22 protein-coding genes are annotated in these 22,855 nt (G+C 71.2%); 5 read left to right on the forward strand and 17 right to left on the reverse strand.

Features of this window, described 5'->3' with window-relative positions; translation table 11 throughout:
* Positions 1-439: 439 nt before the first annotated feature.
* Positions 440-1,366, forward strand: coding sequence for a LysR family transcriptional regulator (locus tag ACTIE9_RS08160; protein ID WP_439565087.1), 927 nt, complete (start codon positions 440-442; stop codon positions 1,364-1,366).
* 101 nt (positions 1,367-1,467) lie between these two features.
* On the opposite strand, the gene ACTIE9_RS08165 is transcribed toward ACTIE9_RS08160, so the two are convergent.
* Positions 1,468-1,860, reverse strand: coding sequence for a twin-arginine translocase TatA/TatE family subunit (locus ACTIE9_RS08165; RefSeq protein ID WP_439565088.1), 393 nt, complete (start codon positions 1,858-1,860; stop codon positions 1,468-1,470).
* 62 nt (positions 1,861-1,922) lie between these two features.
* On the opposite strand from ACTIE9_RS08165, the gene ACTIE9_RS08170 reads away from it, so the two are divergent.
* The gene (locus ACTIE9_RS08170) at positions 1,923-2,552 is read left to right on the forward strand and encodes an O-methyltransferase (RefSeq protein ID WP_439565089.1); all 630 of its coding nucleotides are present in this window, start codon (positions 1,923-1,925) and stop codon (positions 2,550-2,552) included.
* Between the two features lie 48 nt (positions 2,553-2,600).
* Here the strand turns inward: ACTIE9_RS08170 and ACTIE9_RS08175 are convergent, their stop codons facing one another.
* The 3 genes from ACTIE9_RS08175 to dapE form a co-directional block, all read right to left on the reverse strand.
* Positions 2,601-2,768 carry a DUF3117 domain-containing protein gene (locus tag ACTIE9_RS08175; RefSeq protein WP_293172295.1) on the reverse strand — a complete coding sequence of 56 codons (168 nt, stop codon included), beginning with the start codon at positions 2,766-2,768 and terminating at the stop codon, positions 2,601-2,603.
* A gap of 110 nt (positions 2,769-2,878) precedes the next feature.
* Positions 2,879-4,234, reverse strand: a complete 1,356-nt coding sequence (locus tag ACTIE9_RS08180; RefSeq protein ID WP_439565090.1) for a hypothetical protein — start codon at positions 4,232-4,234, stop codon at positions 2,879-2,881.
* Entirely contained in the window at positions 4,216-5,259 is a 1,044-nt protein-coding gene (gene dapE / locus ACTIE9_RS08185) for a succinyl-diaminopimelate desuccinylase (protein WP_439565151.1), read from the reverse strand. Before dapE ends, ACTIE9_RS08180 begins: the two co-directional genes overlap by 19 nt.
* Positions 5,260-5,367: 108 nt before the next feature.
* On the opposite strand from dapE, the gene dapD reads away from it, so the two are divergent.
* On the forward strand, positions 5,368-6,375 hold the full coding sequence (gene dapD, locus ACTIE9_RS08190; RefSeq protein WP_439565091.1) for a 2,3,4,5-tetrahydropyridine-2,6-dicarboxylate N-succinyltransferase: 1,008 nt from the start codon (positions 5,368-5,370) through the stop codon (positions 6,373-6,375).
* 184 nt (positions 6,376-6,559) lie between these two features.
* Here the strand turns inward: dapD and ACTIE9_RS08195 are convergent, their stop codons facing one another.
* The 6 genes from ACTIE9_RS08195 to ACTIE9_RS08220 all read right to left on the reverse strand — a co-directional run bounded on the left by ACTIE9_RS08195 (position 6,560) and on the right by ACTIE9_RS08220 (position 12,329).
* Positions 6,560-7,876, reverse strand: a complete 1,317-nt coding sequence (locus ACTIE9_RS08195) for a citrate synthase (protein WP_439565092.1) — start codon at positions 7,874-7,876, stop codon at positions 6,560-6,562.
* 149 nt (positions 7,877-8,025) lie between these two features.
* On the reverse strand, positions 8,026-9,225 hold the full coding sequence (gene dapC, locus ACTIE9_RS08200; protein WP_439565093.1) for a succinyldiaminopimelate transaminase: 1,200 nt from the start codon (positions 9,223-9,225) through the stop codon (positions 8,026-8,028).
* Between the two features lie 15 nt (positions 9,226-9,240).
* The gene (gene fdxA / locus ACTIE9_RS08205; RefSeq protein ID WP_409652127.1) at positions 9,241-9,558 is read right to left on the reverse strand and encodes a ferredoxin; all 318 of its coding nucleotides are present in this window, start codon (positions 9,556-9,558) and stop codon (positions 9,241-9,243) included.
* Complete coding sequence (locus ACTIE9_RS08210; protein WP_439565094.1) at positions 9,555-10,004, reverse strand: hypothetical protein; 450 nt, start codon at positions 10,002-10,004, stop codon at positions 9,555-9,557. Before ACTIE9_RS08210 ends, fdxA begins: the two co-directional genes overlap by 4 nt.
* Entirely contained in the window at positions 9,997-11,109 is a 1,113-nt protein-coding gene (locus tag ACTIE9_RS08215) for a branched-chain amino acid aminotransferase (RefSeq protein WP_439565095.1), read from the reverse strand. The genes ACTIE9_RS08210 and ACTIE9_RS08215 overlap by 8 nt, the downstream gene beginning before the upstream one ends.
* 173 nt (positions 11,110-11,282) lie before the next feature.
* Positions 11,283-12,329: a 3-isopropylmalate dehydrogenase gene (locus tag ACTIE9_RS08220; RefSeq protein ID WP_439565096.1), complete on the reverse strand. Its 1,047-nt coding sequence runs from the start codon at positions 12,327-12,329 to the stop codon at positions 11,283-11,285.
* Positions 12,330-12,483: 154 nt separating this feature from the next.
* Between ACTIE9_RS08220 and ACTIE9_RS08225 the strand changes: the two genes are divergently transcribed.
* The gene (locus tag ACTIE9_RS08225; RefSeq protein WP_439565097.1) at positions 12,484-12,741 is read left to right on the forward strand and encodes a DUF6458 family protein; all 258 of its coding nucleotides are present in this window, start codon (positions 12,484-12,486) and stop codon (positions 12,739-12,741) included.
* Positions 12,742-12,799: 58 nt separating this feature from the next.
* Here the strand turns inward: ACTIE9_RS08225 and serA are convergent, their stop codons facing one another.
* A complete protein-coding gene (gene serA / locus ACTIE9_RS08230) occupies positions 12,800-14,392 on the reverse strand; it encodes a phosphoglycerate dehydrogenase (RefSeq protein WP_439565098.1) in 1,593 nt (530 codons plus the stop codon).
* 121 nt (positions 14,393-14,513) lie between these two features.
* Between serA and ACTIE9_RS08235 the strand changes: the two genes are divergently transcribed.
* The gene (locus ACTIE9_RS08235; protein ID WP_439565099.1) at positions 14,514-14,915 is read left to right on the forward strand and encodes a DoxX family protein; all 402 of its coding nucleotides are present in this window, start codon (positions 14,514-14,516) and stop codon (positions 14,913-14,915) included.
* A 6-nt stretch (positions 14,916-14,921) separates the two neighbouring features.
* Here ACTIE9_RS08235 and ACTIE9_RS08240 read toward each other — a convergent pair whose 3' ends face one another.
* The 6 genes from ACTIE9_RS08240 to ACTIE9_RS08265 all read right to left on the reverse strand — a co-directional run bounded on the left by ACTIE9_RS08240 (position 14,922) and on the right by ACTIE9_RS08265 (position 22,821).
* Positions 14,922-15,233, reverse strand: coding sequence for a hypothetical protein (locus tag ACTIE9_RS08240; RefSeq protein ID WP_439565100.1), 312 nt, complete (start codon positions 15,231-15,233; stop codon positions 14,922-14,924).
* On the reverse strand, positions 15,230-15,703 hold the full coding sequence (locus ACTIE9_RS08245) for a hypothetical protein (RefSeq protein ID WP_439565101.1): 474 nt from the start codon (positions 15,701-15,703) through the stop codon (positions 15,230-15,232). The genes ACTIE9_RS08240 and ACTIE9_RS08245 overlap by 4 nt, the downstream gene beginning before the upstream one ends.
* Positions 15,704-15,755: 52 nt before the next feature.
* Positions 15,756-19,139 carry a lamin tail domain-containing protein gene (locus ACTIE9_RS08250; RefSeq protein ID WP_439565102.1) on the reverse strand — a complete coding sequence of 1,128 codons (3,384 nt, stop codon included), beginning with the start codon at positions 19,137-19,139 and terminating at the stop codon, positions 15,756-15,758.
* A 239-nt stretch (positions 19,140-19,378) separates the two neighbouring features.
* The gene (gene ilvC, locus ACTIE9_RS08255) at positions 19,379-20,404 is read right to left on the reverse strand and encodes a ketol-acid reductoisomerase (RefSeq protein ID WP_439565103.1); all 1,026 of its coding nucleotides are present in this window, start codon (positions 20,402-20,404) and stop codon (positions 19,379-19,381) included.
* A 70-nt stretch (positions 20,405-20,474) separates the two neighbouring features.
* Positions 20,475-20,984: an acetolactate synthase small subunit gene (gene ilvN, locus ACTIE9_RS08260; RefSeq protein ID WP_255158816.1), complete on the reverse strand. Its 510-nt coding sequence runs from the start codon at positions 20,982-20,984 to the stop codon at positions 20,475-20,477.
* 4 nt (positions 20,985-20,988) lie between these two features.
* Positions 20,989-22,821 carry an acetolactate synthase large subunit gene (locus tag ACTIE9_RS08265; RefSeq protein WP_439565104.1) on the reverse strand — a complete coding sequence of 611 codons (1,833 nt, stop codon included), beginning with the start codon at positions 22,819-22,821 and terminating at the stop codon, positions 20,989-20,991.
* Between the last annotated feature and the right edge of the window lie 34 nt (positions 22,822-22,855).

The following is a 22,855-nucleotide window of genomic DNA, read 5'->3' on the forward strand; positions in this document are numbered from 1 at the left end:
GGTCGCGCGGGGCGGGCGCCGCGGGTCGCGCGGCGAGCGGGGCGGGCGCCGCGGGTCGCGCGGCGAGCCGGGCGGGCGCTGCTGTTCTCGCAGGGGCCGAGGGGAGCGCGCGATGCCCCCCGCGCCGACGACGACGGCCGCCGGATCCCGCGCCCGCCCCTGGAAAGGCGAGCACGAGGTCCGACGGCCGTCGCGGGAGCGCGCCCGAAGGCGCCGGGCTCAGCGCTGGATCGCCGGCACTCGGCGGTAGCCGTCGCGCGCGGCGACGACGACGGTCGACGCGATGGCGGCGACGGCGAGAAGGGCGATAGTGATGAGCACGGCGGTCATGTCGGGGTTCTCCTTGGGTTCCTGAACGACTCCATTCCATCGCTCCGCAGTCTTTAGCACAATCGATACTTTCTGAACTGACTCTTCAGTTGTGCTTTAGGGTTGTCATATGGATATCCGACGCCTCCAGTTGCTGCGCGAGCTCGCCGACCGCGGCAGCATCACCGCCGTCGCCGCCGCGACGCACCGCACCGCATCGGCGGTCTCCCAGCAGCTCAAGGTGCTCGAGGCCGAGGTCGGGGTTCCCCTCACCGAGCGGCACGGTCGCGGGCTCGTACTCACCGGCGCGGGGCTCGCCCTCGCCGAGACAGCACGACACATCGCCATCGCGATCGAGTCGGCCGAAGCGCTCTGGAACGAGTTCACCCAGAGCCCGCAGGGTTCGGTCTCGGTGAGCACCTTCCCGACGGCAGGCCAGATGCTGCTGCCGGGCGTGCTGCTGGCGCTGCGCGACGAGCCCGGGCTCAAGGTCGTCGTCACCGATCACGACATGCCGTTGCCCGATTTCGCCCAGTTGACGCCCGACTACGACATCGTCATCGCCGACTCGCAGGGCATCCCCGCGCACTGGCAAGACCGGGGCCTGCGCGTGGTGCCCCTCATGACCGAGCCGTTCGACGTGGCGCTGCCGGTGGGGCACCCGCTCGTCGAGAAGAGCGTCGTGCGTGCCGTCGACCTCGTCGATGAAGACTGGATCGGCGCGCCCGTCGGCTACCCCTACGACCGCGTGCACGAGCGGCTGTCGGCCGCGGTCGGGCGCGAGCCGCGCATCGTTCAGCGCATCATGGACAACCTCATCGTCGAGCGCCTCGTGGCGGCTGGCGTCGGCATCGCGATCCTGCCGCGCTTCACGTCCCGCAGCCATGGCAACGGCATCGTCACGCGCCCGATCAGCGGGCTGCCGGCCGAGCGCCAGATCTCGGCCCTGCTCCGTGCCGACCGAGCGGAACGGCCGAGCGTGCGCCGCGTGATCGAGCTGCTGCAGGCGGAAGCCGCGCGCGTGGTCGAGGGATACCGCACGGTCGGCGAGCGCTGAGCCAGCGCACACGGCGCGAGCGATGAGCGAGCGCGCCTCGACACGAGCGGTGCCTCGCGACACGGCAGCGAGCGCTCAGCGCGCATCCCCGCCAGCGAGACCTAGGTCGCCTCGGAGTCGAACGGTGCCGGCCGGCCCTCGCGCAGCAGGCGCTGCCGCTGGGCGTAGGCGGACTCGCGCACGGGTGCGGCAGCGACACCCACACCCGGGGATTGGCCTGGACGGGTGGGCGGGGCGGACTCGTCGGTCAGGGCCTCGCGGATGATGCGCCGCGGGTCGTACTGGCGCGGATCGAGCTTCTTCCAGTCGACGTCGTCGTAGTCGGGGCCCATCTCCTCGCGCAAGCGGTCTTTCGCGCCGTTGGCCATGTCGCGCAGCGAGCGGATCAGCCGCCCGAACTGCGCCGCATAGCCCGGCAGCCGGTCGGGGCCGATGAGAATGACCGCGATCAGCCCGATGAGCAGCAGCTTCTCGAACGTCAGGCCCCAGGACACCCCTCGAGAATAGCCCGGTCGGCTGAGGTCTTCGCCCTAGGCTGTCTCGGAGAAGGAGCACCGTGGCCAGCAAAGACCTGTCGTGGAAGTACGTCGAAGACCAGACGGTCGAACCCGACGTGATCCGCGCCGCGCGCGCGCAGTCGCTCGAGCTCGGGGTCGAGGCGGTCAGCCCCGCGACCGGGGCGCAGCTCGCGCTCATCGCGGCCGCCCTCGACGCCGAGGCGATCATCGAGATCGGCACCGGAATCGGGGTCTCGGGGCTGTGGTTGCTGCAGGGCGCTCCGGATGCTCAGCTCACCTCGATCGACGTCGAGGCCGACCATCACGAGGCCGCCCGCCGGCACTTCACCGACGCCGGGCATCCGGCGACGAAGGTGCGCCTCATCACGGGACGATCGAGCGACGTGCTGCCCCGCATGAACGAGCGCAGCTACGACCTCGTGCTCATCGACGGCGACGCGCACGCGCTCGCGGAGAACCTCGAGCACGCGCTGCGGCTCGTGCGCCCGGGCGGTACGGTGCTCGTTCCGCACGGGCTCTGGCGCGACACCGTGCCCGACCCGGCGAAGCGCGACGGCGTGACAGCAGAACTGCGCGCGCTGATCACCGACCTCCGCGAGTCACCGGCCGTGCACCTGGCGATCTCACCGGTCGGCGACGGACTGCTGCAGATCGTTACCGCACGCTGAACGCGGTGGACGTCGTCGCGCGAGGCGCGACCTGCGGGTGCGCTCGCGCTACGCGATCGCCGCGGCGAGAGCGTCGTGCAGCTCTTTCGCCTCGTCGTCGTTGACCGACACCACGAGGCGCCCGCCGCCTTCGAGCGGCACGCGCACGATGATGAGGCGACCCTCCTTGACAGCCTCCATCGGGCCGTCGCCGGTCCTCGGCTTCATGGCTGCCATGTGGTCTCCCCTTTCGCTGAACAGTGCCTTCTATTATCCCTCACACTCGCCCAACGGCTAAATCGAGCGAGCCCGCCGAGGGCGGGGTTCAGCGGCTGTTCACCCGCCGATCAGGGCGGAGTCCAGTCGTAGCCGTCGACCCACCAGCCGATGTGCACCCAGGCGACCTGACCCAGCACTCCGAGCGTCAGCGCGAGCACCGCCAGCCCGACGCGCAGTCCGCGTGCGACAGCGGGCGACCAACCTCGTGCGAGGCGCCCCGTGCCGACGCTCGCGATGCCGAGGGCCACGGCCCCCAGTGCGGGTGCGAGCGGCACGAGCAACCGGAACGTGCTCGACTGCGGGAAGAACACGGCGAGCAGGTAGAGCGCGTAGGCGATGAGCCAGAACCGCAGCTCGATCGGCATGCGGCGCATGGCGGGCAGGGCGAACGCCGCCGCGGCGAGGGTGACCACGACGAGAAGGATGACCGGCCCGAGCACCTCGCCCGTCGACCACGGCAGCCCCGGCAGCACGGGCCCCGGCCACCACTGCTGGCCCGCCCACCACTGCGCCCCCTGCCACCACGGCGTGAAGGGCAGCAGCTCGACGTCTCCGGTGTACGGCCGGCGCCATGCGAGCTCGGTGTCGATGTAGCCGAGCAGCTCGCCGGTCGAGAGCGCGACGATGCCCGGCCAGGCGAGCCCCGCGAGCCCCGCGATCACCGCCGCGAGACCGAGCCGCACCCGCTCGACCGGCTCGAACGGCTCGACGCGGCGGCGCATCCACCGCCAGCCCCAGACGAGCACGAGCAGCAGCGCGAAAGCGAGACCGCTCGGCCGTGTGAGGGCCATGACCGTCACGACGAACGGCAGCAGCACCCAGCGCCGGTCGAGCACGAGAATGAGCGCGCCGAACAGCAGGGCGAGGTGCAGCGCCTCGGCGTAGGCGACCTGCATGATCGGCGAGAGCGGGGCGACGCAGAACAGCGCGGTGGCGAGCATCGCCGTGCCGGAGGCGAGCCAGCGCCGCGCGAGCACGAAGAACAGCAGCGCGGCCGCAAGGCTCGCGAGCACCGAGATCGTCACCGCGACCGCCGCGAAGCCCTGCGCCGAGAAGTCGCCGGTCAGGGCCATGCCGATGCGCACGAGCCCCGGGTACACAGGCATGAAGGCCCACGCGCTCTCGCCCGCGAGACCGTTCTCGTCGCGCGGGATCTCGTCGGGGTAGCCCACCGCGGCGATGATGTAGTACCAGTGGGCGTCCCACAGGCGCGCGAAATCGAGGTAGCCGGGGGTGGCCCCCGTCCAGGCGTTCTCGCCCTGCCGAGCCGCGAACGACAGCAGGATGCTCGTGGTGATGAGCCGCGAGACGCCCCAGATCGCCAGCACCCCGAGCCACCAGGGCAGGCGGCGCATCCGATCGAGCAGCGTCGCCGTGGCGCCGTCGGTCGACGCGGCGAGGGCGCTCACGCCCCGCTCAACCACGCCCGCAGCCCGCGCTCGCAGGCGATGATCTGCTCGACCGGCACCCGCTCGTCGTCGGTGTGGGCGAGCGAGGGGTCGCCGGGGCCGTAGTTCACGGCGGGGATGCCGAGCTCGGCGAAGCGGGCGACGTCCGTCCAGCCGTACTTCGGCGCGGGGGTGCCGCCGACCGCGGCGATGAAGTGCTGCGCGAGCGGAGCATCCAGCCCCGGGCGGGCCCCACCGGCCGAGTCGGTGACCACCAGCTCGAGCTCCGGCGACACGGCCCCGAACAGCTCGCGCAGGTACTGCTCGGCCTCGGCGGCCGTCGCGGCGGGGGCGAAGCGGTAGTTGACGGTGAGCACGCCGGCGTCAGGGATCACGTTGCCGGCGACTCCCCCGCCGATGCCGACGGCGTTGAGGCCCTCGCGGTAGACGAGGCCATCGACCTCGATCGCGCGCGGCTCATAGGCGGCGAGCGCCGCGAGGGCGGGGGCGAGGGCGTGGATCGCGTTCTCGCCCATCCACGCTCGTGCCGAGTGCGCCCGGCGGCCCGCCGCGCGCAGCTCGACCCGCAGGGTGCCGTTGCAGCCGCCTTCGACGACCGCGCTCGTCGGCTCGCCGAGGATCGCGAAGTCGGCGGCGAGCAGCTCGGGGTGCACGCGCGCGAGCCGGCCGAGTCCGTTGAGGTCGCTCGCGACCTCCTCGTGGTCGTACCAGACCCATGTCACGTCGTAGGCGGGCTCGACCAGCTCGACGGCGAGCGCGAGCATCACGGCGCAGCCGCCCTTCATGTCGACCGTTCCGCGGCCGTGCAGGGTGCCCGTCAGTGCATCGCCCTCGAGCCGGCTGGGCAGGTTGGCATTGATCGGCACCGTGTCGATGTGGCCCGCGATGACCACGCGCTGCGCGCGACCGAGCCGGCTGCGGGCGACGATCGCGTCACCGTCGCGCAGCACCTCCAGGTGCGGGGCGTGGATGCTCAGCACGCGCTCGATCGCGTCGGCGAGCATCCGCTCATCGCCTGAGACGCTCGCGATGTCGACCATCGCCGCCGTCAGCGCCACGACCCCGTCGTGCACCGGCAGCTCGGCGACGGGCACGGCGGTCGAGTCGGTCACGACTCCAGGGTAATGCGGCGCCGGTAGCCTGGAGGCATGTCGAGCCCCGCCGCCCCCTCTGCCAGCGACTCTGCCACCGACTCCGAGCGCGCGACGCGCCACGCCTGGGGCTATGGTCTCGTGACGCTGCGGCTCGCCGACGGCGCCGAGCTCGACACCTGGTTTCCGCACCCCGCGCTCGGCACACTGCCGCACGGGCGCGACCCCTACATCGTGCCCGCCGAGATCGAGCATCTGCAGGGCGAGGATGCGCGGCGGGGCGTGCGACGCGAGGCCCGCACGGTCTCGATCGACCTCGATGCGCCGCCGGCCTCCACCCCCGATGCCTACCTGCGCCTGCACCTGCTGAGCCACCGCCTCGTCGCCCCGAACACGCTGAACCTGGATGGCGTGTTCGGGCACCTGCCGATCGTCATGTGGACGACCGCCGGACCGATGCACCCCGACGACTTCGACGCGCGCCGGCCCGCGCTGCAGCAGGCGGGCGTCTCGGCGCTCGGCGTCGACAAGTTCCCGCGCCTGCTCGACTACGTCACACCCCCGCGCGTGCGCATCGCCGACGCCTCGCGCGTGCGGCTCGGCGCCTACGTCTCGCCCGGCACGACCGTCATGCACGAGGGCTTCATCAACTTCAACGCCGGAACCCTCGGCGCCTCGATGGTCGAAGGGCGCATCAGCCAGGGCGTCGTCGTCGGCGACGGCAGCGACATCGGCGGTGGCGCCTCGATCATGGGCACGCTCTCGGGCGGGGGCACGCGCCGCATCGCCATCGGCGAGCGCGCCCTGCTCGGCGCCAACAGCGGCATCGGCATCTCGATCGGCGACGACTCGGTCGTCGAGGCGGGCCTCTACGTGACGGCCGGGCAGAAGGTCGTCGTCGTCGACGGCACGGTCGGCGCCGACGGGCAGCCGCGGGTCGTCAAGGCGGCCGAGCTCTCGGGCGTTCCGGGGCTGCTGTTCCGCCGCAGCTCGGTCACGGGCGCCGTCGAGGTGCTGCCCCGCACGGGCGCGGGCGTGCAGCTCAACGAGGCCCTGCACGCGTAATCACCCGCTTCGGGATGCTCGGCGCGAGCATCCATCGCGGGCGTCAGCCTCGCGCAGCTTCGCTGTTCTCTGGTGCTGGTCGAGATCGCGACACGCCGCAGGTGGAGCGGGACTCGCCGGGTTCCAGGGTCGCGATTCCGAAGGAGCGAACGCGACGCACGCCGTGCGATCGGTGGGTGACCCGCTAGCGCTGCGGCCACTCCCGGTGCGCGGAGCCGATGTACAGCTGCTGCGGGCGGCCGATCTTCGTCTGCGGGTCGTCGTTCATCTCGCGCCAGTGGGCGATCCAGCCCGGCAGGCGGCCGATGGCGAAGAGCACCGTGAACATGCGGGTGGGGAACCCCATGGCCTTGTAGATGACGCCCGTGTAGAAGTCGACGTTGGGGTAGAGCTTGCGCTCGATGAAGTAGTCGTCGGCGAGGGCGATGGCCTCGAGCTCGCGCGCGATCTGCAGCAGCGGGTCGCTCACGCCGAGATCGGCGAGCACGGCATCCACACTGGCCTTCACGAGCTTGGCGCGCGGGTCGTAGCTCTTGTAGACGCGGTGACCGAAGCCCATGAGCTTGATGCCGTCTTCTTTGGCCTTGACGCGCTCGACGTAGCGCTCGACGCTCTCGCCCGAATCGCGGATGCGCGCGAGCATGTCGAGCACGGCCTCGTTGGCGCCACCGTGCAGCGGGCCGGAGAGCGCATTGATGCCCGCCGAAATCGAGGCGAAGAGGTTGGCCCCGGTCGAGCCGACGAGACGCACGGTCGACGTCGAGGCGTTCTGCTCGTGGTCTTCGTGCAGGATCAGCAGGCGGTCGAGCGCCTTCACGAGCACGGGGTTGACCTCGTAGGGCTCGGCCATGATGCCGAAGTTGAGGCGCAGGAAGTTTCCGATGAAGTCGAGCGAGTTGTCGGGGTAGAGGAACGCCTGACCGATCGCCTTCTTGTGGGCGTAGGCGGCGATGACCGGCAGCTTGGCGAGCAGGCGGATGGTCGAGATCTCGACCTGCTCGGGGTTGTGCGGGTCGAGCGAGTCGCCGTAGTAGGTCGAGAGGGCGCTCACCGCGCTGGACAGCACCGACATGGGGTGCGCCTGGTGCGGCAGCGAGTCGAAGAAGCGCTTGAGGTCTTCGTGCAGGAGCGTGTGGCGCCGCACGCGCTCGTCGAAGTCGGCGAGCTCGGAGGCGCTCGGCAGCTCGCCGTAGATGAGCAGCCAGGCGACCTCGAGGAAGGTCGAGTTCTCGGCGATGTCCTCGATCGAGTAGCCGCGGTAGCGCAGCAGACCGTTCTCGCCGTCGACGTAGGTGATGGCGCTCTTCGTCGAGGCCGTGTTGACGAAGCCGTAGTCGAGCGCGGTCAGCCCGGTCTGCCGGGTGAGCGACGAGAGATCGAGGCTCGAGGCGCCGGAGACGCTCGACAGGATCGGGAACTCGGCCGTACCGCCGGGAAAGTGCAGCGTGGCCTTCTGGTCGCCGTTGCTGGGTACGCCGTCGTTCAGTGCGCCGTCGCTCACTGCGCCTCCTCGCGGGGTGTGATCGTCGTGGGATCGGTGTGGGGGCGGGGTCCCGAGAACGAGCCATGGTGGTGGTGGCGGCCCGGGAGTGACCCGGTTACAGCCTATGCGCAACCGGGCACCAGTGATGCACCGGCCAAGACCGCGGCTCAGGCCTTGGAGAGGTGCGCCAAACGCTGCGCCGCCGCGGCGATGCGCTCGTCGGTCGCCGTGAGCGCGAGCCGCACGTGCTGCGACGAGTCGCCCTCGTAGAACGTGCCGGGTGCGGCGAGGATGCCGTGCTCGGCGAGCAGGGCGATCGTCGCGAGGGCGGGCTCACCGCGCGTGCACCACAGGTAGAGGCCTGCTTCGGAGTGGTCGATGCGGAACCCCGCCCCCTCGAGGGCCGCACGCAGCACCGTGCGGCGCGCGCGGTACCGCTCCCGCTGGGCCGCCACGTGCGCGTCATCGTCGAGCGCGGCGACCATGGCCGCCTGCACGGGCGCGGGAGGGATGAGCCCGGCATGCTTGCGCACCTCGAGCACCCGCCGCACGATCGCCTCGTCACCCGCGAGGAACGCGGCGCGATAGCCCGCGAGGTTCGACTGCTTGCTGAGCGAGTAGACGCTCAGCAGGTTCGTGTGGTCGCCGTCGGTCACGCGGGGGTCGAGAATGCTCGGCACACGATAGTCGCCGCCGGCGCCCGCTCCGCCGACGCCCGCTCCGCCGGCGCCCGCTCCACCTGCGCCCGCGACGCCCGCGGTCACGCTGTCGTCGGCCCAGCGCTCGGGCTGCCACCCCAGCTCGGCGTAGCACTCGTCGTTGACGAGCACGGCCCCGAGCTCGCGGGCCCGAGCGACCGCGGCGCGCAGCGCGGGCACGCCGAGCACGGCGCCCGTCGGGTTGCCCGGGCTGTTCAGCCACACCAGGCGGGTGGATGCGGGCCAGTCAGACGGGTCGTCCGCCGCGACGCCGGCCGTGCGGGCGATCGCCGACCCGACGGCGTAGGTCGGATAGGCCGTGCGCGGGTAGACGACGATGTCGCCGGGCCCGAGGCCGAGCAGGAGGGGCAGGAGCGCGACGAGCTCTTTCGATCCAATGGTGGGGAGCACCGCATCCGGGCCGATCAGGGTCACATCACGACGACGGGCGTACCAGCGCGCGATCGCTGCGCGCAGGGCGGGCGTGCCCATCGTCTGCGGGTAGGCGTGCGCGTCGGTCGCGGCGACGAGGGCATCGCGGACGACCGCGGGCGTGGGGTCGACGGGCGAGCCGACCGAGAGGTCGACGATGCCGTCGGGGTGCTCGCGAGCGCGGGTCGCGAACGGCGCGAGCGAGTCCCAGGGGAAGTCGGGCAGCTCCAGGGTCATGCGCCAGACCGCGCGCTACGCCTGGGGCGGCAGCGCGGCGACGATCGGGTGGTCGCCGGGCAGCACGCCGACCTTGGCGGCTCCGCCGGGCGAGCCGATCTCGCTGAAGAACTCGACGTTGGCCGTGTAGTAGTCAGCCCACTGCTCGGGCACGTCGTCTTCGTAGTAGATGGCCTCGACGGGGCACACGGGCTCGCAGGCGCCGCAGTCGACGCACTCGTCGGGGTGGATGTAGAGCATCCGGTCGCCCTCGTAGATGCAGTCGACGGGGCACTCGTCGATGCAGGCGCGGTCTTTGACGTCGACGCAGGGCAGGGCGATCACGTAGGTCACGGCAGTGGTCGTTCCTTCACTTCGGGAGGCGCTGTCGAGGTGGCAGACGCTGACCCCTCCATCGTATCGGCACGCGGCTGGGGAGCCCGCTGGATGTGCGGCCAGGCGAGAGCGAGGAACGCGATGCCGGTGATGCCGAAGAGCCACGTGTAGCCGACAGCGTTGGCGGGAACCAGCACCGAGCCCCCCGTCGCCGTCGCCAGCAGACCGCTCATGAGGCCGACACCGAGCGCGCCCGCGGCGGCGGGCGTGCGCACGCCGCCCCAGGCGCGCAGCCCCACGACGTAGAGCGCGACCGTGAGCAGGGCGATCACCACACCGACGGGCGGCAGCGACTGGTGCGCGAACGTGCCGATGAGACCGAGCAGGGCCCCGGCCCCGAGGCAGAGCGCCGCCACCCCCGCCCGCACCGGCGCGGTCATGCGGGTGAAGTCGGGGTCAGGCATCCAGCCGCAGCATCCAGCCGTGCGGGTCGGCGCGCCGGCCGTACTGGATATCGGTGAGCTCGGCCCGCAGCGACATGGTCAGCTCGCCCGCCTCGGCATCGGCGCTGCCGATCTCGAAGTCGGCGGCCTTGATCATCGCGATCGGGGTCACGACGGCGGCGGTGCCGCACGCGAACGCCTCGACGATGTCGCCGGATGCCGCGCCCTCGCGCCACTCGTCGATGCTCACGCGACGCCGCTCGACGCGGTGCCCGCGGTCTTCGGCGAGCTGCAGGATCGAGTCGCGCGTGATGCCCTCGAGGATCGAGTCGCTCTGCGGGGTCACGAGCGTGCCGTCTTTGTAGACCAGCACGACGTTCATGCCGCCGAGCTCTTCGATGTAGCGCCCCTCGACCGAGTCGAGGAACAGCACTTGAGCGCAACCGTGCTCGGTCGCCTCGGCCTGGGCCACGAGCGAGGCGGCGTAGTTGCCCCCGGTCTTGGCGGCCCCCGTGCCCCCCTTGCCCGCACGCGAGTACTGCGTCGAGAGCCAGATCGAGACGGGCTTGACCCCGCCGTGGAAGTAGGCGCCCGCGGGCGAGGCGATGACGTAGAAGGCGACCTTGTGCGCGGGGCGCACACCGAGGAATGCCTCTTTCGCGAACATGAACGGGCGCAGGTAGAGGCTCGTCTCCGGCGCGCTCGGCACCCAGTCGCCGTCGACGGCGATGAGCTGCTTGAGCGACTCGATGAAGTACTGCTCGGGCAGTTCGGGCAGCGCCAGTCGCTTGGCCGAACGCTGCAGCCGGCGCGCGTTGGCGTCGGGCCGGAACGACCAGATCGAGCCGTCGGCGTGACGATAGGCCTTGAGGCCCTCGAAGATCTCCTGCCCGTAGTGGAGAACCGAGGCCGCCGGGTCGAGCGCGATCGGGCCGTAGGGCTGCACGCGCGCGCGGTGCCAGCCGCCCATCTCGCTCCAGCAGATGTCGACCATGTGGTCGGTGAAGTGCTTGCCGAAGCCCGGGTCGGCGAGGATCGCCTCGCGCTCGGCGACCGGACGGGCGGCCTCATTCGGGGTCACGGCCCACGTGAGCTCGCGGGTGGCCATCGGCAGCAGGTTCGTCATGGGGATCCTCGAGGGTCGCCGGCGGCCCGCTGGGCCCCGGAAGAGCGTGGATACAGCGTACTCTGCGGGGGCCGGAGCCTCTCCGGCCAATCGAGCGCGGATGGCCCCCGGCGGGTCAGCGCAGGTGACGGCCAGCGGGTTAGCGCAAGCGGGCGCTCGGGACGCCCGCCGGGTCAGCGCAGCTGGGCGACGATGGCGTCTCCGACCTCGCTCGTGCGGCGGGTCGACGTGCCGCGCTCGGCGAGGTCGGCGAGCACCGCGGCGCGGATGCGCGCCGCGGCATCCGGCAGCCCCTGCTGGTCGAGCAGGATCGCGACCGAGAGGATCGCGGCGGTCGGGTCGGCCTTCTGCTGCCCCGCGATGTCGGGTGCCGAACCGTGCACGGGCTCGACCATGCTCGGGAACGCGCCGTCGGGGTTGAGGTTGCCCGAGGCCGCGAGCCCGATGCCGCCGCCGATCGCCGCGGCGAGGTCGGTGAGGATGTCGCCGAACAGGTTGTCGGTGACGATCACGTCGAACCGCGAGGGATCGGTCGCGAGGAAGATGGTCGCGGCGTCGACGTGCAGGTAGTCGACGGCGACGGATGCGAACTCGGGCGCGACACGGTCGACCGTGCTCTGCCACAGCGCGCCGGCGTGCACGAGCACGTTGGTCTTGTGCACGAGCGTGAGCTTCTGGCGGCGCGCGGCCGCCTGCGCGAAGGCGAAGCGCACGACGCGCTCAACGCCGAAGGCGGTGTTGATCGACACCTCGGTGGCGACCTCGTGCGGGGTGCCCTGGCGGAATCGGCCGCCGTTGCCGACGTACGGACCCTCGGTGCCTTCGCGGACGACGACGAAGTCGACCGCGCCCGGGTCGCGCAGCGGTGAGGCGATGCCCGGGGCGAGCAGCGTGGGCCGCAGGTTGACGTAGTGGTCGAAGGCGAAGCGCAGCTTCAGGAGCAGCCCGCGCTCGATGATGCCGCCCGCGAGCCGCGGATCGCGCGGGTCGCCGCCGACCGCGCCGAACAGGATGGCGTCGTGCTGCGCGAGAGCCGCGAGCGTCTCGTCGGTCAGGATCTCGCCGGTGGCGAGGTAGTGCTCAGCGCCGAGCGGGTACACCGTCTCGGAGACCGCGACCTCGTCGCCCACGGCCGCGCGCAGCGCCTTGAGCGCCTCCGCCGTGACCTCCGGGCCGATGCCGTCGCCGCCGATGACGGCGAGGTCGAGGGTGCGTGTCACAGAAACCTCCCAGGTTCACGACGTCTGCCCCGGGAATGCCGGGGCAGGGCGACCTCTCCAGAGTAGTCGGGACGCGAGGGCCGCTTGTCAAGGGGGCGCGAACCTGCTCGGCGGCCCCATAGAGTCGCCCAACGAATCGAAAGGAGCTCCCCTGATGAGCATTGGATTCGGAATCTTCCTGTTCGCCGTCGGCGCCATTCTGGCTTTCGCGGTGAACGTCACGCTCGACTGGATCGCGCTGTCGACCGTGGGGTACATCCTCATGGTCGCCGGTGTCGTGATGATCCTCATCGGCGGCGTGCTGATGGCGCGCAAGCGCTCGTCGGTCACGACGCAGCACACGCACGTCGACGCCGGGAGCGGCGAGCAGGTCACGCGTCGCGAGTCGATCGCGTCCGACCCGGTCGAGTAGCATCCCGACCGTCCAGCAGCCCTGCCGATGCGTCGGCGGGGCTGCTGTCATGACGGGACTACTGCTCGACGATCGTGATCTCACGCATGACGCTCGCATCGATCGCCGTGCGCACGCGCTCCAGCAGGTCGTCCGGCACGCGCGAGTCGACGGTCAGCACGCTCAGTGCCTGACCGCCGGCCGTGCGCCGGGCGATCTGCATGCCCGCGATGTTGATGGCGGCCTCGCCGAACTCCTTGCCGTAGATCGCGACGATGCCCGGCCGGTCGGTGTAGACCATGACGATGAAGTGCTCGGCCATCGGCACCTCGACGTCGTAGCCGTTGATCTCGACGATCTTCTGCACCTGCTTGGCGCCGACGAGCGTGCCCGACACGCTCAACTGCGTGCCGTCGCTGAGCGAGCCGCGGATGGTGAGCAGGTTGCGGTACTCCTCGCTCGCGGCGTCGGTCAGCAGCCGCACGGCCACGCCGCGCTGCTCGGCGAGCAGCGGTGCGTTGACGTAGCTCACCTGCTCGCTCGAGATCGCGCTGAAGATGCCCTTGAGCGCGGCGAGCTTGAGCACGTTCACGTCGTGCGCGACGATCTCGCCGCGCACCTCGACGTCGATGCTCGCGAACGAGGCGTCGGCGAGCGCGGCGAACACCTGCCCGAGCTTCTCCATCAGCGGGATGCCCGGGCGCACGCTCGGGTCGATCACGCCACCCGCCACGTTGACGGCGTCGGGCACGAGCTCGCCGTCGAGCGCGAGGCGCACCGACTTCGCCACCGAGACGCCGGCCTTCTCCTGCGCCTCATCGGTCGAGGCCCCCAGGTGCGGCGTGAGCTGGATGGTGGGCAGCTCGAGCAGCGGCGAGCCGACGGGCGGCTCGTGCACGAAGACGTCGAGGCCGGCGCCGGCGATCTGGCCGGAGACGAGCGCCTCCCGGAGGGCATCCTCGTCGATGATGCCGCCGCGGCTCGCATTGACGATGCGCAGGGTGGGCTTGGCGATCGCGAACTGGGCCGCGCCGATGAGGTTCGTCGTCTCGGGCGTCTTGGGAATGTGGATCGTGATGAAGTCGCTGCGCTGCATGAGCTCGTCGAGGCTCACGAGCGTCACGCCGAGCTGCTGCGCGCGCGCGGGCGGCACGTAGGGGTCGTAGGCGATGAGCTCGACGCCGAACGCCGCGAGGCGCTGGGCGACGAGCACGCCGATGCGGCCGAGGCCGACGACGCCGACCGTCTTCTCGTAGAGCTCGACGCCCGTGAACTTCGAGCGCTTCCACTCCCCCGCCTTCATCGAGGCGTTCGCGTCGGGCACGTGACGCGCGAGCGACAGCAGGTGCGCGATCGCGAGCTCGGCGGCGCTGATGACGTTGCTCGTCGGCGCGTTGACCACCATGACGCCCGCGCTCGTGGCCGCGGGAACGTCGACGTTGTCGAGGCCCACCCCCGCGCGGGCGATGACCTTGAGGGTCTTCGATGCGGCGATGGCCTCGGCATCCATCTGCGTCGCCGATCGGATGAGCACGGCGCTCGCCTCGGCGAGCGCGGCGAGCAGGGCGGGGCGATCGGTGCCGTCGACGTGGCGGATATCGAAGTCGGGCCCGAGGGCGTCGACGGTGGCAGGGCTGAGTTCTTCGGCGATGAGCACGACCGGCTTGGGCACGGGGTGAGGTCCTAACGCGGAGAGGTACCGACAAGAGATGCGGTGGTATGCGGTGGCCTACGCCAGTGGGGGCGACCGATGCTCTCAGGGTATCGCAGGGCGCGCGGGCAGAATGGCGGCCATGACGATCGTCACGGATGCCGCGCTCGAGCCCGTCGACCTGGCCCGCGTCATCACGGCCGTCGTCTTCGTCGCCATCGGCATCACCCACTTCGTGCCCCCCGTCGTGCGGGGCATGGCGGCGATGGTGCCCGCGGCCTTCCACGGGCGGCCGTTCTCCCCCGTCGCGTGGGTGTGGGTGACGGGGGTCGCCGAGATCGCCGGCGGGCTCGGACTGCTGTGGGAGCCGACGCGCGCAGCCGCGGGCATCGCTCTCGCGGTGTTCCTCGTCTGCGTCTTCCCGGCCAACGCCTACGCGGCGCGGCACCGCGACCGCTTCGGCGTCGTCGCCGTGCCGTTCTGGCCGCGCCTGGCGATGCAGGTGCTGCTCATCGCTCTCGTGCTCTGGGTCGGCCTGGGCTGAGCGAGCTCAGAGCAGGATCGAGCCCGTCGCGAGCGCGATGAGTGAGAGCCGCACGGCCGCCGCGGCCGCGAGCGCCACGATGAGCACGAGCGTGAAGCGCGTCAACGGCTGCCGCCGGGCGACGACAACGGCCGCGATGTAGAGCACGACGGGCATCACGACGCCCGCCCACAGCGCCCCGAGCAGCACGGGGCCGGCGCCGAGCCCGAGCTGGGCCAGCTCGAGAGGGAAGGCGATGAGCGAGCTCACCGCATCGAACACGAACCACCCGACGAGCACCGAGAGCGCCGCGGCCACCCCGACGTGCGCGCGCGTCACGCGAGCACCCCCAGCACGATCGGCCAGGGCAGCAGCACGAGGGTGCCGAGAGCGAGCCAGCCGAAGCGGTGGACGGCGCGGCCTCCGCGCGTGAGCGTCACCACCGCGGCGAACCACAGCGCGCTCGCCACGATCGCGAGGAACTCGCTGAACTGGTACATGACCTCGACCACCAGGGTGGGGCCGCTGAGCGGAACGAGTCCGACCCCGATGATCCAGCCCACCGACCAGGCGACGTAGACGAGGGCGAAGAGGGCCGTGAGCAGCCGCTGCCCCGTGGCGGGGCGCTCGGGGGCGGCCGGGGCGTCCCCCGTCGCGCCGGTGCCGGATGCGTCACGCGCGTCAGCGTCATCGCCCGCCTCCGCAGCGGCGCGCGCGGCGATCGCGGCGTCGGATTCGACATAGCTCGGGTCATCGAACTCGTCCCACCGCAGTGCGGCGTCGTCGTCGGGCGCGGGAGGGCGGGGCATGCTGCGAGCCTACCGATCGCATGCTTGGCGGCTCACGGGAGCGGGGCGGCGGTCACACCCGGGGTGCGGACAGGTGCGACCCGCGGGCCTCCGGCTCGAGCGGCCCGGGGTCGGGGGCGGCAAGGGTCAGACCGGTCATCCGGAGCGTCTTCGCGTACTGCAGCGTCACGGGCACCGCGAACTCGTCGTCGGCCACGCCATAGAGGCCCTCGGCGCCGAGCGCGACGATGTTCCACGGTCGGCCGTTCGCCGGGCGGCTCTCGACGCCGCTCTCGAGCACGAACTGCGGGTAGTCGTACGCGGCCGAGACGGTCGAATCGAGGCGGGGCGAGTAGGTGTCGACGAGCAGCTGGCCGGACGCGAGATCCCACTGCAGCAGTCGAAGGAACCCGGTGGCGCGCTCGCCTGTGCCGGTGCGGAACTCCTGGTAGTCGGCGAGCAGCTCGACCACGTCGTGGCCCTCGAGGCCTCCCGCATCGGGCGTGACGATCGCGCCGAGCCCGTGATAGTGCCCGGCGAGCACCGCGACGACGTTGCGGTTCGGGGCGACGACCCGCTCCCACAGCTCGTCGGCGCGGCTCAGCCAGCGGTTGTCGGTGGCGCGCCGAGCGGGATCCCAGCGGGTGAGCGGCGTCAGGTGCTCGTGCGTGGCGACGATGACGTTGTGGCCGGGGTGCTGCTGCACGATGCGCTCGGCCCACGCGAGCTCGCGCTCGCCGTAGCCGTAGCCGATCGAGAGCACGAGCACGGGCGCGGGCCCGGCCTGCACGATCGTGTAGCTCGAGGTGGCATCGCCGGGCGCGATCGGCGCGACGAAACCGGGTGCATCGGCGTAGCGCTCGGGCCCGAAGTACTCGTTGTAGAGACCGGCGTCGATACCGCGCTTGGTGTCGTGGTTGCCGGGCAGCACGGTCGTGACGAGGCCCTCCCGCTCGAGCACCGCCTGCGCCGCGGATGCCCGCGCGAACTCGATCCGCGCCCGAGCATCCGACTGATCGGGGTCGACCCAGCTCTGCACGAGGTCGCCCGTGTGCACGACGGCGGCGAGGTCGCGCCGCTGCGCGAGCTCGACGATCCACCCCGTCATGCGCTCGTACTCCTCGGGATACCCCTCGCTCAGGTACTGGGTGTCGGTGAGGTGCACGATGCTCGCATCGACGGCGTCCGCGCGCTCGAACGCTCCGTCGGGCGCGAGGTCGGCGTCGGAGCGCTCGGCGGGCAGCACCTGCACGAGCAGCGCCTCGGTCGCGGGGGTCTCCCCCTCCACGGCCACGACTCCGTTCACGTCGGCGACGGCGTCGCCGATCACGCTCCACTGCTCGATGTCGGCCTGCCACCGCGAGAGCACCACGCGGTGCCGTGGGCTGACCTCACCCTGCCAGGCGATTCGCCCCTGGACCGACTGGGCGAGCTCGAGACGCACCGCCGGGAAGTCGAAGCCGCTCGAGACAGCCTCGATGAGCGCCGCGCCGACGGTCGCGCCGCCGAGCGGCACGTCGCTCGCGATCAGCCGCTCCTCCGCGAGCGACCAGCCGAGCGCACCCTCTGCCCCCGTCGTGCCGGTCACGACGCGCAGAGCGGAGGGGGCGGAGGGCTCGACGACCTCGTCGAGCGCCGCGACAGCCGTGCTCACGAGGTCGCCCGGCAGCGGCACCCGTTCCCGCGCGGCCCGCGAGCGCGGCTCGTCGACGACCGATGCCCGAGCGCTGGTCGTCACCTCGTTCACGCCGGGGGTCGCGGGAGCCGTGATGAAGTCCACGAGGTCGACGCCCGACCGAGCGACGCGATGGTACGTCTCACCCCGGAGCCGGTCGGGCTGGAAGGTGACGAGCGAGACCGCGTTCGTGCAGGGCGAAGGCGGCTCGACGCTCTCATCCATCTCGTTGACGTGGAACACTCCGACCCGGTCGGCGATGCCACCGTCGGCGGTCTCGACCAGCACGCCCGAGCCGAGGAAGTCGAGGGGGCGTTCGAACCGCAGCAGCGCATCCGTCGTGGTGCCCTCGGCGGCGATGACCACGGACTCCCCCGCGGCCAGCAGCGTGCCCTCGGCGAGCACCGCGAGCGGCGTGGCTCGGCGCATCCCCTCACGATCGCAGGCCCAGACTCGCCAGTCGCCGACGTCGATAGCACGGTCGGAGCGGTTGGTGAGCTCGACGAAGTTGTGCGGTTCCTCGATGGCGCGCACGTCGAGGGGATCGGTCGCGAGTTCGGAGATCACGACGCCGGTGTCGAGCATCGGCTCGGCGCGCAGGGAGTTCTCGGCGCGGGCATTCTCTGCACCCGGTGTGCGGGGAGCGATGATCCATGCGCCGGTATCCGGACGGCGCTGGTGGCTCTCCCCCCGCGCCGCGTCGAGAGTCGCGGGCAGCTTGTCGGCGCCCGACTGGCAGGCGCTGTCGCGCTGGTGCGCCGACGCGACCTCGTCGACGAGCGCCCCGTCGGCGTCGCGCAACTGGAGCCCGTAGGCCCCGTCGGCGAGCGAGGTGGTCATGACCGCGTCGGCGCCGCGGATGCTCGACTCGGGCCCGACGATCACGAGCGTCCCCTGCGGAGCGATCGCGTCATCCTCGCCGAACACGACCTGCGGCACCCCGCGCCACCGCTCGCCCTCGGCGGTGCACCGATCGAGGGTCCAGCCCGCGAGCGACACGGCTCGAGCTCCGTCGTTGCGCAGCTCGACGACATCGTCGCCGCTGCCCCCTGCGCCGAAGGGCGCGACCTCGGCGATCGCGATGCTGGTCGCGGGCGCTGTCGATGCGGGGCGCGTGCTGTTCGGCTCGCCCGGAGTCGCGAGAGCGATGACGAAGCGGCCGTCGGCGGTGGTCGTGGCGTCGAGACGCTGGTAGCTCTCCCCCGCCGCGGTGTCGACGATGTCAGGCAGCGACCCGCCCGGATCGCACTCGCTGCGCATCATCCAGGGAGTCGTCGGGTACACGGCGACGGAGTCGGCCACCCGCTGCTGCGGGTCTTCGAGCACGTAGCCGTATCCGCCGGCTCCGAACGGAGCGCTCATCACGTCGTCGGGCCGCGCGCCGGCCGGCTGCTCGCCCGCCCGTGCGATGAGGTACTGCTCGCCGGGTGCCAGCACGACCCCCGAGAACTCGGAGTCCGGAGCGCCGCGCTTGGCCCGCAGACCCTCCTCGGAGCAGCGGTAGAGGTTCCAGCCCGTGAGATCGACCGGCTCGGTCGAGACGTTCTGCAGCTCGACGTAGCCCGCCTCGGGGCGAGCACCCCAGCCCGGGGCGATCTCGCTGATGATGACGGGGTGATCGTCGCGCCGGAGGTGCGAGCCGCTGCTGCCCCCTTCGCCGATGGGCTGCGCGGCGGCCGAGAGCGGCGCGAGGGCGCCCAGCACGACCGAGAGGGCGACGCCCCCGGCGATCGCGGTGCGGAACAGCAGGCCGGAGGGGGTGCGCTCGAGCGTCACGGTCACGGTCGCCACGGTCTCGCCCGCGCGTGAACGGATGCCGACACCCACGGGTGTGTCGGGTGAACGGCCGGGGCCCCGCGCACAGCACGAGGCCGCGACCCCGGGTTGCGGGGGTCGCGGCCTCGTGGGGTTCCCGGCGGATGGCCGGGAAGGTCAGTGGCTAGCGCGCAGCGCTGCCGTCGGCGTTCAGGCGCGCTCGCGCATCTGAACCAACAAGCACAGCGTCGCCGACTGCGGCGACGTCAGCGCGCAGCGCTGCCGTCGACGTAGTCCGAGTCCTGCTGCTTCCACGCGAAGAGGGCGCGCAGCTTGCGACCGGTCTCCTCGATGGGGTGCTGCTCGCCCTTGCGGCGCAGCTCCATGAACTCGGGCGCTCCGGCGTCCTGGTCGTCGATGAAGCGCTTCGCGAAGGCTCCCGACTGGATGTCGGCGAGCACGGCCTTCATGTGCTCTTTGACGCTCGCGTCGAGAACGCGCGGGCCCGAGACGTAGTCGCCGTACTCGGCCGTGTCGCTCACGCTCCAGCGCTGCTTGGCGATGCCGCCCTCCCACATGAGGTCGACGATGAGCTTGAGCTCGTGCAGCACCTCGAAGTAGGCGATCTCGGGCTGGTAGCCCGCCTCGGTGAGCACTTCGAAGCCGTACTGCACGAGCTGCGAGGTTCCGCCGCAGAGCACGGCCTGCTCGCCGAACAGGTCGGTCTCGGTCTCTTCGGTGAAGGTCGTCTTGATCACGCCCGCGCGCGTGCCGCCGATGGCCTTGGCGTACGAGAGCGCGAGATCCCAGGCGTGACCGGTCGCGTCGCGCTCGACGGCGATGATGTCGGGGATTCCGCGGCCGGCGACGAACTCGCGGCGCACCGTGTGGCCGGGGGCCTTGGGGGCGACGAGGATGACATCGACGCCCTCGGGGGCGTCGATGTAGCCGAAGCGGATGTTGAAACCGTGCGCGAAGGCCAGCGTCTTGCCCGGCTTCAGCGCATCCTTGATGCTCTCGCTGTAGATCGAGCGCTGGTGCTGGTCGGGCGCGAGGATCATGATGACGTCGGCCCAGGCGGCCGCGTCGGCGACGGTCATGACGCTGAAGCCGTCGTCGCTGGCCTTCTGGATCGACTTCGAGCCGGTCTTGAGGGCGATGGCGACCTCGACCCCGCTGTCGCGCAGGTTCTGGGCATGGGCGTGGCCCTGCGAGCCGTAGCCGACGATGGCGACCTTCTTGCTCTGGATGAGCGCGATGTCGGCGTCGTTGTCGTAGTAGATCTCGGTCACGATCGGGGTTCTCCTTGTTCGATGGGGTGCAGAAGTTCGATGGGGTGGGGACTCGCGGTGGGGTGCGGTGTCAGTTCTTGAGAACGCGCTCGCTGATGCTCTTCGAGCCGCGGCCGATGGCGAGCAGGCCCGACTGCGCGATCTCTTTGATGCCGTAGGGCTCGAGCACGCGCAGCAGCGCTTCGACCTTGGCGGTGTCACCCGTCACCTCGATGACGAGCGAGTCGGTGGCGACGTCGACGACGCGGGCGCGGAACAGGTTCGCCGCCTCGAGGATCTGCGAGCGCGTGGAGTTGTCGACGCGCACCTTGACGAGCATGTGCTCGCGCTGCACCGAGCTCGAGGGGTCGAGCTCGACGATCTTGAGCACGTTGATGAGCTTGTTGAGCTGCTTGGTGATCTGCTCGAGGGGCAGGCCCTCGACCTCGACCACGACGGTGATGCGCGACAGCCCCTCGACCTCGGTCGTGCCGACCGCGAGCGAGCGGATGTTGAAGCCGCGCCGGGCGAACAGGCCCGCAACACGGGTGAGCAGACCGGGCTTGTCCTCGACGAGGAGCGAGAGCACGTGGTAGGTCATGGGCTTACTCCTCGTACCAGTCGGGGGCGTGATCGCGGGCGTACTGAACCGAGGAGTTGCCGACGCCCTGCGGCACCATCGGCCACACCATGGCGTCGCGGCTCACGATGAAGTCAATGACGACAGGGCGGTCGTTCGTCTCCATGGCGAGGCGGATGGCCGGCTCGACCTCTTCCGGCTTCGTCACGCGGATTCCCAGCGCGCCGTAGGCGTCGGCCATCTTCACGAAGTCGGGCACCATGCGCGTCTGCTCGCCGGCGCTCGTCGAGCCGGTCTCGAGGTCGGTGAACGAGTGGCGGCCGTCGTAGAACAGGGTCTGCCACTGCCGCACCATTCCGAGCGACGAGTTGTTGATGATCGCGACCTTGATCGGGATGTTGTTGATCGTGCAGGTCGCGAGCTCTTGATTGGTCATCTGGAAGCAGCCGTCGCCGTCGATCGCCCACACCAGGCGCTCGGGCTGGGCGACCTTGGCCCCCATGGCGGCGGGCACGGCGTAGCCCATCGTGCCGGCGCCGCCGGAGTTCAGCCACGCGCCGGGGCGCTCGTACTTGATGAACTGCGCGGCCCACATCTGGTGCTGACCCACGCCCGCGGCGTAGACGGCTTCGGGGCCCGAGAGCTTGCCGATCGCCTCGATCACGGCCTGGGGGGCGAGCAGCCCGTCGTCGGGGTCGTCGACGTAGCCGAGCGGGTACTGCGAGCGCAGGGTCTCGAGCCGCTTCCACCAGTCGACGATGTCGGGTGCCGACTGCGCGACGGCGGCCTCGAAGGCGGGCAGCAGGTCGAGCAGCACCTCGCGGGCATCCCCCACGATCGGAACATCGGCGTGGCGGATCTTGCCGATCTCCGCCGGGTCGATGTCGATGTGGATGACCTTCGCACCGGGAGCGAACTCGCTCACCTTGCCCGTCACGCGGTCATCGAACCGCGAGCCGATGGCGACGAGCAGGTCGCTCTCCTGCAGCGCGAGCACCGAGGGAACGGTGCCGTGCATGCCGGGCATGCCGAGGTTCTGCCGGTGCGAGTCGGGGAACGCGCCGCGGGCCATGAGCGTCGTCACGACGGGCGCACCGGTCTTCTCGGCGAAGGCCAGCAGTTCTTTGTGCGCCCCCGAGCGCACGACGCCACCGCCGACGTAGAGCACGGGCTTGCGCGACTCGACGATCAGCTGCGCGGCGGCCTGGATCTGCTTGCCGTGCGCCTTGGTGACCGGGCGGTAGCCGGGCAGGTCGATCTTGGGCGGCCAGATGAACGGCGCCGACTTCTGCTGCGCGTCTTTCGTGACGTCGACGAGCACGGGCCCGGGCCGGCCCGTCGTCGCGATGTGCACGGCCGCGGCGATCACGCCGGGCACGTCTTCGGGCTTCGTGACGAGGAAGGAGTGCTTGGTGATCGGCATCGTGATGCCCGTGATGTCGACCTCCTGGAAGGCGTCCGTGCCCATCGAGGTCGAGAAGACCTGGCCGGTGATGGCGAGCAGCGGCACCGAGTCCATGTGGGCGTCCGCGATCGCGGTGACGAGGTTGGTCGCGCCGGGGCCCGACGTGGCGATGCAGACGCCGAGGCGGCCGCTCGCGGCCGCATAGCCCTCGGCCGCGTGGCCGGCGCCCTGCTCGTGGCGCACGAGGATGTGGCGGATCGCCGTCGACGACATGAGCTCGTCGTAGAAGGGCATGATCGCGCCGCCGGGCAGGCCGAAGACATCGGTCACACCGAGCCGCTCGAGCGAGGCGAGGATGGCGCCCGAGCCGGTGAGAACGGGCGGTTCGGTCGTTCGGGCGGTGCCGCCGGGCGCGGCGGCAGGACTCGGCACGGGGGTCGATTCCGTGGTCATCGTTAGACGCTTCCTTGGGATTCGGTGGTGCGAG

Source organism: Microcella sp., assembly GCF_051860105.1.
Taxonomy (GTDB): Bacteria; Actinomycetota; Actinomycetes; order Actinomycetales; family Microbacteriaceae; genus Microcella.